The sequence below is a fragment of the Micromonospora sp. CCTCC AA 2012012 genome (assembly GCF_040499845.1).
Classification (GTDB): Bacteria; Actinomycetota; Actinomycetes; order Mycobacteriales; family Micromonosporaceae; genus Micromonospora; species Micromonospora mangrovi.
In genome coordinates this window covers 5,161,357-5,177,563 of record NZ_CP159342.1, presented here as the reverse complement: position 1 = coordinate 5,177,563, position 16,207 = coordinate 5,161,357, and the positions used below count along the sequence as shown (strand labels likewise).

Below are 16,207 nucleotides of genomic sequence, written 5' to 3'. Positions count from 1 at the left end.
ACGACGAGGAGAACCGGTGCCCGAGCCAGCAGCAGGTCCCGAGTTCCCCGGTCGTCACCGGGTGCCGGCCGGCGGCTACCGCCGCGTCGTCGGCGCGCACCGGGCCGCCGGTCTCGGCGGGCCCAGCCGCGGCTACCTCTTCACCGTGGCGCTGTTGGCCGGCACCGCCTCGATGCCGATCCTCGCCGCGCTCAGCGCCGGGTCGGCCACCGTGGGGAGCACGGCCCTGCCCAACAGCAGCACACCGTTCCTGCCGACCCCCTCGATCGGGCCGGTGGTGGTGCCGGTGCCGGCCACCGGGCAGCCCGCGCTCCCGTCGCCCGGCGTACCGACCACGGTGCCGCCCCGGCCGGCCGCGCCCGCAGCCGCGGTGGCGGGCGGGTCAGCCGCGGCGGCACCCGTCCGACCGGCCGCCCCGGACCCGGCGTCGGCGCGGCGGCCCCGGTCGGTGCCGGCCCCGCCCAGCAGGTCGGCCGCCCCGGTGCCGTCCCGCAGCGGCTCGCCCTCCCCGTCGCCCAGCGGCTCACCGGGCCCGTCCCCGAGCCCGTCACCGGTCGACCCGCCGAGCCCCGATCCGTTGCCCCTGCCCACCGTCACGCTCTCCCTGCCGGTCCCCGACCCGACCCCCGCCGCGACGCCGGGAGGCGGGGACCCCTCCGGCTCGACGGTCCCGTCGCCGAGCCCGTCCGCCGCCTCGTCGGCACCGTGCGACCCGACGCCGACGACCACCGCGACCGGGTTCCGTCCCGGCCGCACCCTCGGCTCCCGCCCGGCCGCGGTCCGGTCCACGCGACCGGCCCGTACGCCGGCCCGGCCGGTCCCGCCGGCCCACCGCGCGGCGGTCCGGCCGGCGGTCCGGCCGGCACCACCGGCTCCCCGGGAGGCGACGCGGCCGGTTCCCGTGCCGGTGGCGGAGGTTCCGGCGCCCGCGCCGCAGCGCCCGCCCGTCCCCCGGGAGGCCGTCGACGTGCCGATCCCCGTCGGAGGGAGCTGGCCGTCCGTGCGGCTCTCCCTCCTCTTCGGAGCCCACTGAGGTCGGTGTCCCCGGGTGGACGTCGCCGGCAGGCCGAGCCGTCAGTGGTCCGGGCGGAGCATGGGCGGGTGCAGGTGGGTGGCGGGGCCGCGCCGGAACAACTGGGCGGGTCGGCCCCGGTCCCCCTCGGTGGAGCGGCCGACCGGCTCGACGAAGCCGGGCGTGCCGGTGACCTTGCGGTGGAAGTTGCGCGGATCCAGGCGGGTGCCCCAGACCGTCTCGTAGACGGCCCGCAGTTGCGCCACGGTGAACTCGGCCGGGCAGAAGGCGCCGGCCAGCGGCGTGTACTCCAGTTTGGCGCGGGCGCGTTCCAGCCCGTCGGCGAGGATCCGGTCGTGGTCGAAGGCGAGCTGACCGGGGGTGAGCCGGGAGACCGGCAGCCACTCGGCCGAGGCGGCGTCGCTGCCGGCGACCGGGGTTGGCAGGTCGGGCAGCAGGGCCAGCCACGCCACCGTCACCACCCGGCCGCGCGGGTCCCGCTCCGGCCGGCCGTACGTGCCGAGTTGTTCCAGGTGGCCGGCGGGCTCGGGTAGCCCGGTCTCCTCGGTCAACTCGCGGGCCGCCGCGTCGGGCAGGTCCTCGTCGATGCCGACGAAGCCGCCGGGCAGCGCCCAGCACCCCTCGTACGGCGGGATGCCGCGCCGGACCAGCAGCACGCTCAGCTCGTCCGCGCGGACGGTGAGTACGACCAGGTCGACCGTCACGGCGAAGGGCGGGTACTCGGGCATCTCTTTATCACCACCTTGACGATAACTTAGCAGAGCAGTTATCGTCGGATGGACGAAAAAGGGGAGGAACTGATCATGGCTGATGTGACGAGACGGCTGTTCCTGCGCCACCTGCGCGGCACGCCGACCAACTGGGTCCGGCTGCACGTCGCCGGCAAGCTCCGCCGCGAGGGCACCGGGCAGTCCTTCTGGTACCGGCCGCTCAACGCGGTGCTCAGCGAGGTGCCGGTGGACGACCGGGAGCTGCCGCTGCTCTTCCACGCCCGGACCGGCGACTTCGCCGACATCACCGTCCAGGCCACCGTGACCTACCGGGTCGCCGACCCGGCCCGCGCCGCCGGCCGCCTCGACTTCTCCGTCGACCCGCGTACCGGCACGGCCCGCTCGCGCCCGCTCGACCAGGTCGCCACCCTGCTGGCCGAGCTGGCCCAGCAGCCCGCCCTGGACCTGCTCGCCCGGGTGCCGCTGGCCGAGGCGCTGACCACCGTCGCGCCCGTCCGCGAGGCGGTCTCCGGCGCGCTCGGCGACGACCCCCGCCTCACCGACCTCGGCGTCGCGGTGGTCAGCGCCCGGGTGGTGGCGATCCGCCCCGAACCCGAGCTGGAACGGGCCCTCCAGACCCCGACCCGGGAGGCCGTCCAGGTCCAGGCCGACCGGGCCACCTACGCCCGCCGCGCCCAGGCCGTCGAACAGGAACGCGGCATCGCCGAGAACGAACTCCAGAACAAGATCGAGCTGGCCCGCCGGGAGCAGCAGCTCGTCGAGCAGCACGGCGCGAACACCCGCCGCCGCGCCGAGCTGGACGCCGACGCCGAACTCGCCGCCGCGCAGGGCAAGGCGGAACGCGAGAAGGTCGCCAACGCCGCGGCCGCCGAGCGGGCCCGGGTGCTGGCCGCCGCCGAGGCGGAGAAGGAGCGCGTCCTGGCCGGCGGCGCGGCCGAGAAGGAACGGCTGCTCGCGGCGGCCCGCGCCGACGGCGTACGCGCGGTCGGCCACGCCGAGGCCGAGGCGGAGGCGGCGAAGCTGGCCGCGTACGCCGACCTGCCGCCGGAGGTGCTGCGGGCCCTGACGGTCCGCGAGATCGCCGGGCAGCTCCCGCAGATCGGCCAGCTCACCGTCACCCCCGACGTGGTGACCGACCTGCTCGCGCGGCTGGCACCGGGCCGGTGAGCGCGACCCTGGCCCCCCGGGTGGTCGTGGTGAGCCGCCGCAGCGAGCTGGACGAGCTGCTGGCCCGGCACGGCACCCGCGCGGCGGCGGCCTGGTACCTGCGGGAGCGGGGCCGGGACCTGGCCGAGGTCGTCGACCGGCACGACGCCCTCCAGGCGGCGCTGACCACGGTCGGCGCCGCCGTCCCGGCCGACTGGCGACGCGGCGCGGTGGACCGCGACGACCTGCCCCGGTTCCTGTTCGGGCCGGAGGACGTGGTGGTCGCGGTCGGCCCGGACGGCCTGGTCGCCAACGTGGCGAAGTACCTCGACCGGCAGCCGGTGGTCGGCGTCGACCCGGAACCCGGGCGCAACGCCGGCGTCCTGGTGCGGTTCACCGCCGGGCAGCTCGCCGGCCTGCTGCCGGCGGTCGCCGCCGGTGCCGCGCCCACCCGGGGCCGCGCCATGGTCCGGGCCGCGCTCGACGACGGGCAGGAGCTGGTCGGCCTCAACGAGGTGTACGTCGGCCACGCCTCCCACCAGTCCGCCCGCTACCTGCTCACCGTCCCCGACGGCCAGCCGACCCGGCGGGAACGGCACTCCTCCTCCGGGGTGGTGATCGGCAGCGGTACGGGGGCGACCGGCTGGTGCGCGTCCATCGCGCGCGACCGTCCGGGTGCGCCGCGCCCGCCCGCCCCGGAGGAGGCGGCGCTCTGCTGGTACGTCCGCGAGGCGTGGCCCTCCCCGGTCACCGGGGTCAGCCTCACCGCCGGCCGGATCACCGGCGCCGAACGGCTGGAACTGGTCGCCGAGTCCGACGGGCTGGTCGCCTTCGCCGACGGCCTGGAGGCCGACCGGCTGGCGCTGAGCTGGGGGCAACGCCTCACCGTCGACGTCGCCCCCCAGCGCCTGACCCTCGTCGAACCGTGACGGGGGCCGGACCTCAGGCGGGGTCGTCGGTGAGGCGGTGGCGGTTCGCCTCGATCCAGGCGTCCAGGGCGGCCGGGTCGTCGGGGTCGACGCCGTCGGCCATCAGCTGGGCCACCGCCGCCGTCGCCGGGCTGCGCCGCTCACCGGTGCTGTAGAGGCGGGCGAACTCGGGGACCATCTCCTCGATCGCCTCGTCGGTCCGGCGCGCCGCCGTCTCCGGCAGTCCCTTCCAGCGGGCCGCGTACGCCGCCCAGGCGCGCAGCACCCGGGGCAGCATGGCGGCGTCGTCCATGTCCAGCACGGCGCGTCGGTGCACCCAGTCCAGCAGGAACAATTCGGCCACCGTCGGGCTCCACCGCATCGGGTCGGCGTCGGTGAAGCTCTCCGCGTGGTCGAGCAGCAGGCCCAGGCAGAAGTGCAGGGAGGGCAGCTCCGGGCCGTCCACGGCGTCCAGGCCGAAGCGGGCGGCCTCCGGCGAGTCGAGGAAGCCGCGCAGCAGCGCCGTCCGCCGCTCGTCGGTCAGCGGCTCGGTCGCCCCGGCGCCGGTCCGGACGGCCGGGGCGGGCAGCGCGGCCAGCCGGGCGCCGACCAGTGCCCGGTCGGTGGCGAGCGACCCCTGCGCCGGCAGCTCGGTGAGGTCGTCGGTGACGGCGAGGTGACGGGCCACCTCGGCGTGCATCCGGGCCCCCTCCTCGGTGCGGAACCAGGTCAGCTCGTCCTCGGTGCACATCTCGCGGACCTGCCCGAGGATCCGCTCGGCGGGACCGCCGACGTAGACGTCCTTGATGATGCCGATGTTGTGGTCGACCAGCGCCACCATGGCGTGCTCCGGGCCACCCTCGGCCTCGTCGTACGCGAAGGTGGCCAGGTAGGAGGTCTGGTCGCCGTACACGTCGCCGTAGGCCCAGACGCCGGTCAGGTGGACCCGGCCGAGCTGGCCGGTCCAGGCCGGGGCGAGCGCGCCGGGACGGACCTTGCCGGCTCCCTCGGCGTCGGGGACCAGCGCGGCGAAGACGGCGCGGATGGTGGTGGCGGCGGCGCTGCGTCGTCGGGCGGTGGTGGCGAGGAAGCCGCCGACGAACTCACGGACGGCGTTGTCCCGGTCGGTCTCCGCGACGGAATAGACGCTGCCCAGCAGCGCGGCACCGAGCATCTCCGCGTCGAGGGCGCTGTCGAGCCGCGTCACGTCGCGGGCGGCGTGCAGTACCGCCTCGTAGGGGGTCTGTGGCGTGGCCATGCACCGACCCTACGCCCGCCGTCGGGAGACCGACGGGGTGAGCCGATCAGCGGGTCGCGTCCCGCAGCGCCTCGCGCGCCTGGCCGTAGCGGGTCAGCACGGCCCGCACGGGCACCAGCACGTACTCCTCGCCGACGTTCCCCACCGAGATGGTGAGCCGCCGCTCCGCCCGCTGCCGGGCCCGCCGGGCCGCCCACCGCACCACCGGCCGGGTGAGCGCCGCCACCAGCAGGCCGGCGAGCAGCCCGCCGAGCAGCAGCACCGTCGGCCAGGGCACCTCGCCGAGCCTCGGGTAGTCGAGCGCGGGGAGGCCGAGCGCGCGCAGGCCGTAGCCGAGCGCCAACCAGCCCAGTCCGGCGACGGCGGCGAGGGTGACCAGCCACTGGAGGACGCCGATCACCCGCCACCAGGCGGGCCGCCGGTCCATCCCCAGGTCGGTGCCGGCCACCGCGCGGTCCAGCGCGTCCGGCAGGTCGCCGAGGCGGGACCGGGCCGCGGCGGTCACCGTGGTCGGCCAGGGCGCCGGCAGGCCCGCGCCGGAGCGGTCGCCCACCGCGCGGATCGCCAGCCCGAGCGCCGAGCGCTGGGCGGCGGTCGGATCGGGTACGGAGGTGGCCGCGACCAGGCTCTCCGCTGGCTCGTCGGCGTTCCCGCCCGGTCCGGGCAGGTGCAGCCGGCGCAGCGGATCGGGGCGCAGCTTCCGCCAGCCCTTGACCAGCGGCCAGCCCGTCGTCCCGCCCGCCCGGTGCCGGTACGCCCCCTCGACCGCGTCGGCCACCGACGGCACGCCGGCCGCCCCGGCCAGTGCCCGGGTCAGCTCCCGCGTCGACTCGTCGTCCGGTCCGGTACGCGGCGGCGCGGCGGCCACCAGCGGCTCCAGTCCGGCCACCACGGCGTCCACGTCGCCGGCGAGCCGACGCAGGGCCGCCTGCCGTTCGGCGACCGTACGCTCCAACGCGGCGCGCAGCCCGTCCAGCCCGGCCGGGTCGACGGCGACGGTGGGCAGCAGCGGCACCCCGTCCAGCCCGTCGGCGTCGAGCAGCCGGCGCAGGTCGCCGAGGACCCGGGGCAGCTCGGCCGGGGCCAGCCGGTCGGACTGGTTGAGCACGACCACCGTGACGTCCTTGTGCCGGTGGAACTCGCGCAGGTAGCTGGTGTGGATTACCCGGTCGGCGTACTTCTGCGGGTCGACCACCCAGACCACCAGGTCGACCAGGCCGAGCAGCCGGTCCACCTCCAGCCGGTGGGCCCGCTGCACCGAGTCGAAGTCGGGCAGGTCGAGCAGGACCAGCCCGTGCAGGCCGGACTCGTCGTCGCCGTCGAGCGCGCTCTCCCGGACGAACCGGTGCCGGGGCAGGACGCCGATCCAGTCGAGCAGCCGGCTGGCGCCGTCCAGCGCCCCCCAGACGCAGGCGTGCGCCACGCCGGTGGTCGGTCGGCGGACGCCGACGGGCGAGAGGTCCAGCCGGGCGAGCGCGTTGAAGAGGCTGGACTTGCCGCTGCCGGTGGCCCCGGCCAGGGCGACCACGGTGTGGTCACCGGAGAGCGCGAGCCGGGTGCCGGCCCGTTCCACCACGGTGTGCGCGGGCACCAGCTGCGTGTCGGGCACCTGGCCGTCGACCGCGCCGAGGAACCGCTGCACCGCCTGGAGGCGGGCGACCAGCTCGTCGGGATCGACCCGCTGGTCGCCCCGGAACGCCTCGCGCATCCGTCCGACGATGTTGCTCACGGGCGGTCCGTCCCGGCCGGCGGCAGCGCCGGCCCGTCGCTGCGGGACAGCCCGCTGCGGTGGCGGGCGATCTCCACCTGGCCGGCGGCGCGGCGCAGCTCGGCGCCGGTGTCCTCGGGTGGGCGGGCCTCCGCCGTCCGGGTCAGGTAGCGGGCCGCCTCCTCATCGAGCAGCACGCGGACCCGGTCGAGCAGGTCGACCCGCGCCTTGGCGGCCAGGTCGCGTACCGCCTGGTCACCGAAGATCGCCTGGAGGACGGCCTGCGCGGCGACGGTGGTGCCCGCCCCGGTGGCCACCTCCAGTCCGGTGGGGATGAACGCGGTGGAGGCGAAGACGGCGATCATGACGGCGAGGCCGGTGGCGTTCACCGCGTACGCCGCGGTGCGGGCCACGAAGCGCCGGTCGCCGCCCTCGGCCCGGACCAGCTCCAGCACCTCGCGCTGCCAGTCGCGGACCAGCCGCTCGGCGCGTTCGGCGAGGTCGTCCGAGGGGTGGGCCAGCGCCGGGTCGAGCAGCGCCGCACCGGCCGGGTGCGCCTTCCACCCGGTGTACGCGTTCTCCGCCGCCTCGGAGGAGACCCCGCGCAGCAGCGTCACCAGCTGTGACTCGATGGCGGTACGCAGCTCGGCGGCGGGCGCGGGCCGCCCGGTCACCGCGGCGACCACCCGGTCCCGCAGCCGGCCGATCCGCGCCTCCAGGGTGCGGAAGAACTCGCCGGTGCCGACGAACTCCTGCCACCGGGCCAGCACCTCGCCGCGGAGCAGCCGGCCGTCCTTCAGCCCCTGCTCGACGCTCCGTTCCGCCCCCCGGTACGCCGCCCGGACCCGCTCGTCGAGCGCGTCGGCGGCGGCCACCTGCTCGTCGGCGGCGTCGGCGAGGGAATCCACGGCGGGCCGCAGCGCGGCCAGCGCGCCGTCCAGCGTCTGCCGGACCACGGCGGCCCGGGCGTCGGCGTCCGCGGCGAGCCGGGAGAACCAGGCGCTGAGCGGAGCGGTGACCTTGTCGGGCAGCAGGCCCTGGCCGTCCACCCAGGTCTCCGGGAGGACGAAGAGCGGCGCGGCCTCCAGGCCCTGGGCGGCGAGCATCTCCGACAGGTGGGCGGCGATCTCGTCGGCGGCCTCCGGCGGCACCCGGTCGAGCACCATGGCGATCACCGCGCCCCGGGCCCGGGCGCTGCGCAGCAGCTCCCAGGGGACGGCGTCGGCGTAGCGGGCGGCGGTGGTCACGAAGAGCCAGAGGTCGGCGGCGGCCAGCAGCTGCCCGGCGAGGGCGCGGTTGGCGTCGACCACCGAGTCGATGTCGGGGGCGTCCAGGAAGGCCAGCCCGGCCGGGAGCGCGGGCGCGGTGACCAGGTGCAGGGTGCCCGGGTGCTCGCTGGGCTCGTTGGTCCGGGTGAGGCCGGGCAGCAGGTCGCCCTGGCGGAACCAGGCGGAGTCAGCCGGGTTGCAGACCAGCACCGGGGAGCGGGTGGTCGGCCGGAGCACCCCGGCGGCGCTGACCCGGGCCTGCACCAGGCTGTTGACCAGGGTCGACTTGCCGGCCCCGGTGGAGCCGCCGACCACCACGAGCAACGGCGCGTCGAGCCGGGCCAGCCGGGGCAGCAGGTAGTCGTCGAGCTGGTCGGCGAGGCCCGCGGCGGAGCGGCGGGCCGGTTCGGCCGAGGGAAGGGCGAGCGGGAAACGGGCCGCCCCGGTCGCGGCCCGGAGACCGGCGAGGGCGGCGGGCAGACCCGCCGCGCTGGTGGCGGGCCGGTCGTCCCCGGCGTCCGACGATCCGGTACGGGCGGCGACGGCGGGCGTTCCGGCATGGGTGGCGGGATCGCCGTGCGTCGTCACCGCTAAAGCGTGCCCGACCGATGCAAGGGAAGACAACCGGACGGTAATAACGGTCAGGTTGCGTCGGGTCGGCTCAACCTCGACTTGCGGTTTGCCGAAGGCGTGGCACTATTGAGTCAAGTTCACTCAACTTGTGGTGCGGTCGCTGCGGGCGGCCCGCCGGGCAGGGCGAAGGAAACCCCCTCCGACCTGCTCACCGTTACGAAGCGAGGAAGCGAACATGGCACGTGCGGTCGGCATCGACCTCGGCACGACGAACTCCTGCGTCAGCGTTCTCGAGGGCGGTGAGCCCACCGTCATCGCCAACGCCGAGGGCTCGCGGACGACTCCTTCGATCGTCGCGTTCGCCCGCAACGGCGAGGTGCTCGTCGGTGAGGTCGCCAAGCGCCAGGCGGTCACCAACCCCGACCGGACCATCCGGTCCGTCAAGCGGGAGATCGGCACCAACTGGACCGTCGACATCGACGGCAAGAAGTACACCCCGCAGGAGATCTCGGCCCGCACGCTGATGAAGCTGAAGCGGGACGCCGAGGCGTACCTGGGCGAGCAGATCACCGACGCGGTGATCACCGTCCCGGCCTACTTCAACGACGGCCAGCGCCAGGCCACCAAGGAGGCCGGTGAGATCGCCGGCTTCAACGTGCTGCGGATCGTCAACGAGCCGACCGCGGCCGCCCTGGCGTACGGGCTGGACAAGGGCTCCAAGGAGCAGACCGTCCTGGTCTTCGACCTGGGTGGCGGCACCTTCGACGTCTCCCTGCTGGAGCTGGCCGAGGGCGTCGTCGAGGTCAAGTCGACCAGCGGTGACAACCAGCTCGGTGGTGACGACTGGGACCAGCGGATCATCGACCACCTGGTGAAGACCTTCCGGGGCGAGCACGGCATCGACCTGGCCCAGGACAAAATGGCCCTCCAGCGGCTCCGCGAGGCGGCCGAGAAGGCCAAGATCGAGCTGTCGGCGGCCACCACCACCAACATCAACCTGCCGTACATCACCGCCGGCTCGGCCGGCCCGCTGCACCTCGACGTGACGCTGAGCCGGGCCGAGTTCCAGCGGATGACGCAGGACCTGCTGGACCGCTGCAAGGGCCCGTTCGAGCAGGCCGTGAAGGACGCCGGGATCAAGGTCTCCGACGTCGACCACGTCATCCTGGTCGGCGGCTCGACCCGGATGCCGGCCGTCACCGACCTGGTCAAGCAGCTCACCGGCCGCGACCCCAACAAGGGCGTCAACCCGGACGAGGTCGTCGCCGTCGGCGCCGCCCTCCAGGCCGGTGTGCTCAAGGGTGAGGTCAAGGACGTCCTGCTGCTCGACGTGACCCCGCTGAGCCTGGGCATCGAGACCAAGGGCGGCATCTTCACCAAGCTCATCGAGCGCAACACCACCATCCCGACCAAGCGCTCCGAGGTCTTCACCACGGCGGACGACAACCAGCCGTCGGTGCTGATCCAGGTGTTCCAGGGCGAGCGGGAGATCGCGGCCTACAACAAGAAGCTCGGCACCTTCGAGCTGACCGGCCTCCCGCCGGCGCCGCGCGGCGTGCCGCAGATCGAGGTCACCTTCGACATCGACGCCAACGGCATCGTCAACGTGCACGCCAAGGACCTGGGCACCGGCAAGGAACAGAAGATGACGATCACCGGCGGCTCCTCGCTGCCGAAGGACGACATCGAGCGGATGCGCCGGGACGCCGAGGAGCACGCCGACGAGGACAAGCGTCGCCGCGAGGAGGCGGAGACCCGCAACGTCGCCGAGGCGCTCCAGTGGCAGACCGAGAAGTTCCTCGCCGAGAGCGGCGACAAGCTGCCCAGCGAGAACCGGGAGCAGCTCAACGAGGCCCTCGGTGAGCTGCGCGGCGCGCTCGGCGGCCAGGACATCGAGAAGATCAAGGCGGCCCACGAGCGGCTGGCCCAGGTCTCTCAGCAGGCCGGCTCGCTGCTCTACGCCCAGCAGGGCGAGCAGGGTGAGCAGCCGGGTGCGGCCGGGCCGGGCGCGGGTGCGACCGGTGGCGCGCAGGCCGGCGGCGCCGACGACGTGGTCGACGCGGAGATCGTGGACGAGGACGGCAAGAAGTGACGTGCCGCCGTCGGACCCGTACTCACGGCAGAGGGATGAGGTAACCGCATGACGGAGAAGCCACGAGCCGCCGACCCGGGCTCCGGGTCGGCGCCGGGTGGCTCCGCGCGCACCGGGCAGTCCGCCGGTGAGGAACCGCGGGTCGTCATCCGTGACAAGCGCAAGCTCGGCAAGACCGGGGAACCGTCGGCCGCCGCCGACGCCGCGGCCGACGCGCCGGCCGAAGGGCTGGTCGAGGACGCCGAGGTCGTCGTCGACGAGATCGAGGTCGAGGCGGACGCGGTCGACGGCCCGCCGCCCGCCGGTCCGCCGGTGGTGGACGCCCCGGCCCAGCCGGTGGAGCCGGGCGGTTCGCCGCTCGGCGCCGAACTGGAGTCCCTCCGCGGCGACCTCGACGAGCGGACCCGGGACCTCCAGCGGGTGTCGGCGGAGTACGCCAACTACCGCAAGCGGGTCGACCGGGACCGCAGCCTGGTCCAGGAGCAGGCGACCGGCTCGGTGCTGGCCGCGCTGCTGCCGATCCTCGACGACCTGGACCGGGCCCGCGAGCACGGCGACCTGGTGGGGCCGTTCGGCACGGTGGCCGAGCAGCTCACCAGCGCGCTGGGCAAGTTCGGCTTGACCGCCTTCGGCGAGCAGGGCGACCCGTTCGATCCGACCCGGCACGAGGCGGTGGCCCACCAGACCTCCGCCGACGTGACCGAACCGACCTGCGTGCAGGTCATGCGCCGGGGCTACCAGCTCGGCGAACGGTTGCTGCGGCCGGCCCTGGTCGCGGTGGCCGACCCGGAGTAGTGCCGACCCGTGCCGTCCCGCCCGCCCGTCGAGGGCGGGCGGGACGTCCGGGGTACGTCCCGTGGAAGGGGGTGGACCGGTGAGTTCCAAGGACTGGATCGAGAAGGACTACTACGCCGCGCTCGGTGTGGAGAAGTCCGCCTCCTCGGACGAGATCAAGAAGTCGTACCGGAAGCTGGCCCGGGAGTCGCACCCGGACCACAACCCCGGTGACCCGAAGGCCGAGGAGCGGTTCAAGACCGTCTCCGAGGCGTACGCCGTGCTCGGCGACGAGAAGAAGCGCCGCGAGTACGACGAGATGCGTTCCCTCTTCGGCTCCGGCGCGTTCCGCCGCAACGCCCGCGGCGCGGGTCAGCCGGGCGGCGGGATGCCGTTCGACGTCTCCGACCTCTTCGGCGGCGCGGCCGGTGGCGGCGGTGCCGACACCCGCTTCGGCGGTGGCGGTTTCACCGACCTGTTCAGCACGATCTTCTCCGGCGGTGCCGGTGGCGCCGGTGGGGCGGCCCGGGCCCGTGGACCGGCCCGCGGCCGGGACATCGAGACCGAGGTGGCGCTGGACTTCTCCGACGCCGTACGCGGAGTGACCCTGCCGCTCTCGCTGCGCGCGCCCGGTGTCTGCGACACCTGCCACGGCAACGGGGCGAAGCCCGGCACCCAGCCGGTGACCTGCCAGGTCTGCCACGGTGCCGGGGTGACCACCCGCAACCAGGGGTCGTTCAGCTTCTCCGAGCCGTGCCGCAACTGCCAGGGCGTGGGCACGGTCGTGGAGGAGAAGTGCCCGGAGTGCCAGGGCACCGGAGCGGTCACCAAGACCCGGACGCTGAACGTCCGCTTCCCCGCCGGGGTCGCCGACGGCCAGCGGATCCGGCTGGCCGGGCGGGGTGAGCCCGGTGAGCGGGGTGGCCCGGCGGGCGACCTGTTCGTCCAGGTGAAGGTCCGCCCGGACGAGCTGTTCGGGCGTACCGGGGACGACCTGACCCTGACGGTGCCGGTCACCTTCGCCGAGGCCGTGCTCGGCACGGACCTGCGGGTGCCCACCCTCGACGGCACGGTGACCCTGCGGGTGCCGCCGGGTACGCCGAGCGGCCGGGTGTTGCGGGCCCGGGGCAAGGGCGTGGTGCGCAAGGACGGTCGGGCCGGTGACCTGCTGGTCACCCTCGACGTGGTGGTGCCGGCGAAGGTGTCGGACGAGGCGCGGGCGGCGCTGGAGGCGTTCGCGGAGCAGACCCCGCCGGCCGCGCGGGAACATCTCGACGCGCGGGTGCGTCGGTTCAGTTGACCCGGTGTGAGGCAGCGGAGGTGAGCGGGGATGTCGCAGGAGTTCGTCGGCTCGGGTGACCCTGCCTACGAGGCCAAGGTGCTGATGATCTCGGTCGCGGCGCGGATGGCGGGCATGCACCCGCAGACCCTGCGCCAGTACGACCGGCTGGGGCTGGTGCAGGCCGGCCGGGCGGCCGGCGGCGGTCGCCGCTACAGCGTCCGGGACGTGGTGCTGCTCCGTGAGGTGCAACGGCTCAGCCAGGACGACGGGATCAACCTGGCCGGGGTCAAGCGGATCATCGGCTTGGAGCAGCTGCTGGAGCAGGCGCAGCAGCGGGTGGCCCGGCTGGAGGCCGAGCTGGACGCTGCGTACCGGCGGATCGCCGAGCTGGAGTCGTTGGGCGGCTTCGCGCGCGGCGACCTGGTCCCCACCAACCGCACCTCCACCGCCCTGGTCGTCTGGCGTCCCCGCCGCACCGACCGCTGACCGTCTCCGCACGAGATCGTGGACAGTTGCCGTTCCTGGTGAACGGGGACTGTCCACGATCGTTTCTCGGCCCTGATGGAGAAAGGGGCGCGGGGGTGGGGAGGGCTCGGTTACCCTGTGAAACGGGATCAGCTCCCGCAATTCGGACGCCAAGCTGACGGGGGAGCCGTGGCGGATTCGGCAGCGAAGAAGGTGGCGGAACAGGCCGAGGACCGGCTGGAGAAGGTGGCCGAGAACGTCCGCGAGAAGTTCGAGGGCATCACCGGGCGCCGGTTCTCGGACGCGGTCCGGGACGGCCGCTTCGCCGACCAGGTCGACCACGGCGTCGACCGGGGTCGGGCCGACGTGAAACGCCGCGAGCAGGGTGGATCGCCCGACTGACGATCCACCGACGTGCGGGCCGGGACCCACGGGGGGTCCCGGCCCGTTCGCTGTCCAAGCCGCACTCCTCGTCGCCGGCATGGCGGCGTCGAAGGGCGACGGAGGTCCCACTCGGGCGGGCCCGGACCCCGCCGAGGGCGGACCCGGCGGGCGGGTCAGCCGAGGCGGCGGTTCTCCCGGACCAGGCCACCCTCGCACCAGTCCCGGTAGACGAAGAGGTCGGGGCGGGCCAGCAGCACCCGGCTGTTGTGCGCCCAGTTGCGCATCAGGTCGTCGCCGGCCCGTTCGGCCTGCTCGACCAGCTTGCGGAAGCGGCGCTTGGGGTGCGCCCGGAAGTTCGTCCGGATGCCGTCGGCGGCATAGATGTAGAGGCAGTGCAGGGCGAACCGGCGGGCCGGGCAGGCCGGGTCCATGGCCAGCTCGAAGAGGGTCTGCACCAGGTGGTCACCGGCGACCAGCAGGTCCCAGTCCGGCGGCATGGAGGCCAGCGGCACCGAGTCGGGCTGGTAGGCCCAGGCCCGCAGCTCCGCCGGGGACGGGTCGACCGGGTTGGCAAAGCCGTGGAACGTCGACTCCTGCACGCTCACCGGCCAACCTTCCGCTTTCGCTGGCGGGGGCTCCGGCCACCCGCGGACCCTGGCTGCTGGGGCGACACGGTAACGCGGTTTCGCTGATCAGGGGAAGGGCTGTCCGACATCAATTCGGCAACCGTTGGCCGGGCCGGGTCCCACCGTACGGTCGACCCGGCCCGACGCAGTGACCGCCGTCAGTCCGGGACCGGCACCGGTTCCGGCCGACGGGTCGCGGCCCGGCGGCGCAGCCACCGCTTGAACCACGGGAAGTCCGGCAGCCGGGCCAGCATCGGCCCGGTCACCACGGTGATCAGCACGTACGCCGTGGCGAGCGCGGCGAGCTTCGGTTCGACCGGGGACGCGGCGGCGACGGCGAGCCCCGCGATGACGATGGAGAACTCGCCGCGCGGTGTCAGTGCGAACCCGGCCCGCCAGCGACCGGGTTCGGCGATCCCGGCCCGGCGGGCCGCCAGGTAGCCGGTCAGCAGCTTCGTGCCCATGGTGACCACGGCCAGCGCGAAGGCGGGCAGCAACACCGGCGGCATGTCCAGCGGGTCGGTGACCAGCCCGAAGAACACGAAGAAGACCGCGGCGAAGAGGTCCCGCAGCGGGGAGAGCAGCTCCGTCGCGTGGTGCGCCACCGGCCCGGAGAGCGCGATGCCGACCAGGAACGCGCCGACCGCCGCCGAGACCTGGAGCTTGGCCGCCACGCCGGCGACCAGCAGGGTCAGGCCGAGTACGCCGAGCAGCAGCGCCTCCGGGTCCTTGGCGGAGAGCGCGGCGGAGATCAGGTGGCCGTACCGGATCGCGACCGCCAGCACGACGACCACGGTGAGCACCGCGACGGCCAGCGCCACCCCGCCCTTGACCAGGCCGACCCCGGCGAGCAGCGCGGTGACCAGCGGCAGGTAGAGGGCCATCGCCAGGTCCTCGATCACCAGTACGGAGAGGATCACCGGGGTCTCCCGGTTACCGACCCGACCCAGGTCGCCGAGGACCTTGGCGATCACGCCCGACGAGGAGACCCAGGTGACCCCGGCGAGCACCACCGCGGCCACCCAGCCCCAGCCGAGCAGCAGCGCGAACGCGAAGCCCGGTACGGCGTTGAGCACCGCGTCGATCAGGCCGGCCGGCGCGGCGGAGCGGAGGTTGCCGACCAGCTCGTTGGCGCTGTATTCCAGGCCGAGCATGACCAGCAGCAGGATGACGCCGATCTCCGCGCCGACGGCGAAGAACTCCTCGCTGGCGTTGAGCGGCAGCAGGCCGCCGTGGCCGAAGGCGAGCCCGGCGAGCAGGTAGAGGGGAATGGGGGAGACGCCGACCCGGCGGCTGAGTCGACCGAGGAGGCCCAGCAGGAGCAGCAGCGCGCCGACCTCGACGAGCAGAGTCGTGGTTTCGTGCATCCGCCTCAGCCGTCCGGGTCACTGTCGGCGAGGATGGCGGTCACCCCGTCGAGACCCTGGCGGGTCCCCACCACGACCACCACGTCACCGGCCGCGAAGCGGAAGGTGGGGTCCGGCGAGACGATCACCTCGCCCTGCCGCAGCACCGCCACGATGGAGGCGCTGGTCCGGGTACGCGCCCTGGTGTCGCCGAGCCGCTTGTTGACGTACTTCGAGCCGGCCGGGATGGCGATCTGCTCGGTGAGCAGCCCGGCGGCCTGCTCGCGCAGCCCGGAGAGCTGGCCGAGCATCAGCGACGCACCGAGGATGTCGGCGAGCGCCTCCGCCTCGTCGTCGGTCAACGGGATGTCGGCCTGGCAGGCGTCGGGATCGTCGGGGTCGTAGAGGACGAGGTCCCGACGGCCGTTGCGGTGGGAGACGACTCCCAGCCGACGGCCCGATTCGGTCACCAGGTCATGACGTACGCCGATTCCCGGAAGGGCAGTCTGTTCGACACGTACTCGCACCGAGGCAAGGCTACCGGCAGATCGTCGCCGATGATCGGTCGAAGGGGACGCGTGAGGCGGCGGCGGTCGGATCAGGTCGACGGGGT

Annotated in this window: 15 protein-coding genes; 7 read left to right on the top strand and 8 right to left on the bottom strand. The window is 74.5% G+C overall.

What is annotated here, in order from left to right:
* Window positions 1–132: 132 nt before the first annotated feature.
* A complete protein-coding gene (locus ABUL08_RS23165) occupies window positions 133–756 on the bottom strand; it encodes a hypothetical protein (RefSeq protein ID WP_350932075.1) in 624 nt (207 codons plus the stop codon).
* Between the two features lie 318 nt (window positions 757–1,074).
* The gene (locus ABUL08_RS23160) at window positions 1,075–1,761 is read right to left on the bottom strand and encodes an NUDIX hydrolase (RefSeq protein ID WP_350932074.1); all 687 of its coding nucleotides are present in this window, start codon (window positions 1,759–1,761) and stop codon (window positions 1,075–1,077) included.
* A gap of 75 nt (window positions 1,762–1,836) precedes the next feature.
* Here ABUL08_RS23160 and ABUL08_RS23155 point away from each other — a divergent pair, with 75 nt between their 5' ends.
* Together ABUL08_RS23155 and ABUL08_RS23150 are read left to right on the top strand one after the other, a co-directional pair.
* Window positions 1,837–2,931 carry an SPFH domain-containing protein gene (locus ABUL08_RS23155; RefSeq protein ID WP_350932073.1) on the top strand — a complete coding sequence of 365 codons (1,095 nt, stop codon included), beginning with the start codon at window positions 1,837–1,839 and terminating at the stop codon, window positions 2,929–2,931.
* A complete protein-coding gene (locus tag ABUL08_RS23150; protein WP_350932072.1) occupies window positions 2,928–3,839 on the top strand; it encodes a diacylglycerol kinase catalytic domain-containing protein in 912 nt (303 codons plus the stop codon). Before ABUL08_RS23155 ends, ABUL08_RS23150 begins: the two co-directional genes overlap by 4 nt.
* Before the next feature lie 13 nt (window positions 3,840–3,852).
* Here the strand turns inward: ABUL08_RS23150 and ABUL08_RS23145 are convergent, their stop codons facing one another.
* From ABUL08_RS23145 to ABUL08_RS23135, 3 genes are read right to left on the bottom strand one after another with little or no spacing between them, the layout of a single operon-like run.
* A complete protein-coding gene (locus tag ABUL08_RS23145; protein ID WP_350932071.1) occupies window positions 3,853–5,076 on the bottom strand; it encodes a hypothetical protein in 1,224 nt (407 codons plus the stop codon).
* Between the two features lie 46 nt (window positions 5,077–5,122).
* Complete coding sequence (locus ABUL08_RS23140; RefSeq protein WP_350938789.1) at window positions 5,123–6,784, bottom strand: GTPase; 1,662 nt, start codon at window positions 6,782–6,784, stop codon at window positions 5,123–5,125.
* Window positions 6,785–6,801: 17 nt separating this feature from the next.
* Complete coding sequence (locus ABUL08_RS23135) at window positions 6,802–8,640, bottom strand: GTPase domain-containing protein (RefSeq protein WP_350932070.1); 1,839 nt, start codon at window positions 8,638–8,640, stop codon at window positions 6,802–6,804.
* A 220-nt stretch (window positions 8,641–8,860) separates the two neighbouring features.
* Between ABUL08_RS23135 and dnaK the strand changes: the two genes are divergently transcribed.
* The 5 genes from dnaK to ABUL08_RS23110 all read left to right on the top strand — a co-directional run bounded on the left by dnaK (window position 8,861) and on the right by ABUL08_RS23110 (window position 13,640).
* Window positions 8,861–10,717 (top strand): molecular chaperone DnaK, encoded by a 1,857-nt coding sequence (gene dnaK, locus ABUL08_RS23130; protein WP_350932069.1) that lies wholly within the window; start codon window positions 8,861–8,863, stop codon window positions 10,715–10,717.
* 48 nt (window positions 10,718–10,765) lie between these two features.
* The gene (grpE, locus tag ABUL08_RS23125; protein WP_350932068.1) at window positions 10,766–11,512 is read left to right on the top strand and encodes a nucleotide exchange factor GrpE; all 747 of its coding nucleotides are present in this window, start codon (window positions 10,766–10,768) and stop codon (window positions 11,510–11,512) included.
* A gap of 79 nt (window positions 11,513–11,591) precedes the next feature.
* Window positions 11,592–12,791: a molecular chaperone DnaJ gene (gene dnaJ / locus ABUL08_RS23120; protein ID WP_350932067.1), complete on the top strand. Its 1,200-nt coding sequence runs from the start codon at window positions 11,592–11,594 to the stop codon at window positions 12,789–12,791.
* A gap of 30 nt (window positions 12,792–12,821) precedes the next feature.
* Window positions 12,822–13,259, top strand: a complete 438-nt coding sequence (locus ABUL08_RS23115) for a heat shock protein transcriptional repressor HspR (protein WP_350932066.1) — start codon at window positions 12,822–12,824, stop codon at window positions 13,257–13,259.
* 168 nt (window positions 13,260–13,427) lie between these two features.
* On the top strand, window positions 13,428–13,640 hold the full coding sequence (locus ABUL08_RS23110; protein WP_350932065.1) for a hypothetical protein: 213 nt from the start codon (window positions 13,428–13,430) through the stop codon (window positions 13,638–13,640).
* Between the two features lie 155 nt (window positions 13,641–13,795).
* Here the strand turns inward: ABUL08_RS23110 and ABUL08_RS23105 are convergent, their stop codons facing one another.
* The 3 genes from ABUL08_RS23105 to ABUL08_RS23095 form a co-directional block, all read right to left on the bottom strand.
* The gene (locus ABUL08_RS23105; protein ID WP_350932063.1) at window positions 13,796–14,227 is read right to left on the bottom strand and encodes a hypothetical protein; all 432 of its coding nucleotides are present in this window, start codon (window positions 14,225–14,227) and stop codon (window positions 13,796–13,798) included.
* Window positions 14,228–14,406: 179 nt separating this feature from the next.
* On the bottom strand, window positions 14,407–15,615 hold the full coding sequence (locus ABUL08_RS23100; RefSeq protein ID WP_350932062.1) for a cation:proton antiporter: 1,209 nt from the start codon (window positions 15,613–15,615) through the stop codon (window positions 14,407–14,409).
* 5 nt (window positions 15,616–15,620) lie between these two features.
* Window positions 15,621–16,121, bottom strand: a complete 501-nt coding sequence (locus ABUL08_RS23095; protein WP_350932061.1) for a cation:proton antiporter regulatory subunit — start codon at window positions 16,119–16,121, stop codon at window positions 15,621–15,623.
* Window positions 16,122–16,207: the final 86 nt, after the last annotated feature.

What these genes read in the sequence shown, in the direction of transcription:
- dnaK (WP_350932069.1), top strand. Translation starts at nt 8,861, where the DNA reads ATGGCACGTGCGGTCGGCATCGACCTCGGCACGACGAACTCCTGCGTC.
- ABUL08_RS23100 (WP_350932062.1), bottom strand. Translation starts at nt 15,615, where the DNA reads ATGCACGAAACCACGACTCTGCTCGTCGAGGTCGGCGCGCTGCTGCTC.
- ABUL08_RS23115 (WP_350932066.1), top strand. Translation starts at nt 12,822, where the DNA reads ATGTCGCAGGAGTTCGTCGGCTCGGGTGACCCTGCCTACGAGGCCAAG.
- ABUL08_RS23145 (WP_350932071.1), bottom strand. Translation starts at nt 5,076, where the DNA reads ATGGCCACGCCACAGACCCCCTACGAGGCGGTACTGCACGCCGCCCGC.
- ABUL08_RS23140 (WP_350938789.1), bottom strand. Translation starts at nt 6,784, where the DNA reads ATGCGCGAGGCGTTCCGGGGCGACCAGCGGGTCGATCCCGACGAGCTG.
- ABUL08_RS23155 (WP_350932073.1), top strand. Translation starts at nt 1,837, where the DNA reads ATGGCTGATGTGACGAGACGGCTGTTCCTGCGCCACCTGCGCGGCACG.
- ABUL08_RS23160 (WP_350932074.1), bottom strand. Translation starts at nt 1,761, where the DNA reads ATGCCCGAGTACCCGCCCTTCGCCGTGACGGTCGACCTGGTCGTACTC.
- grpE (WP_350932068.1), top strand. Translation starts at nt 10,766, where the DNA reads ATGACGGAGAAGCCACGAGCCGCCGACCCGGGCTCCGGGTCGGCGCCG.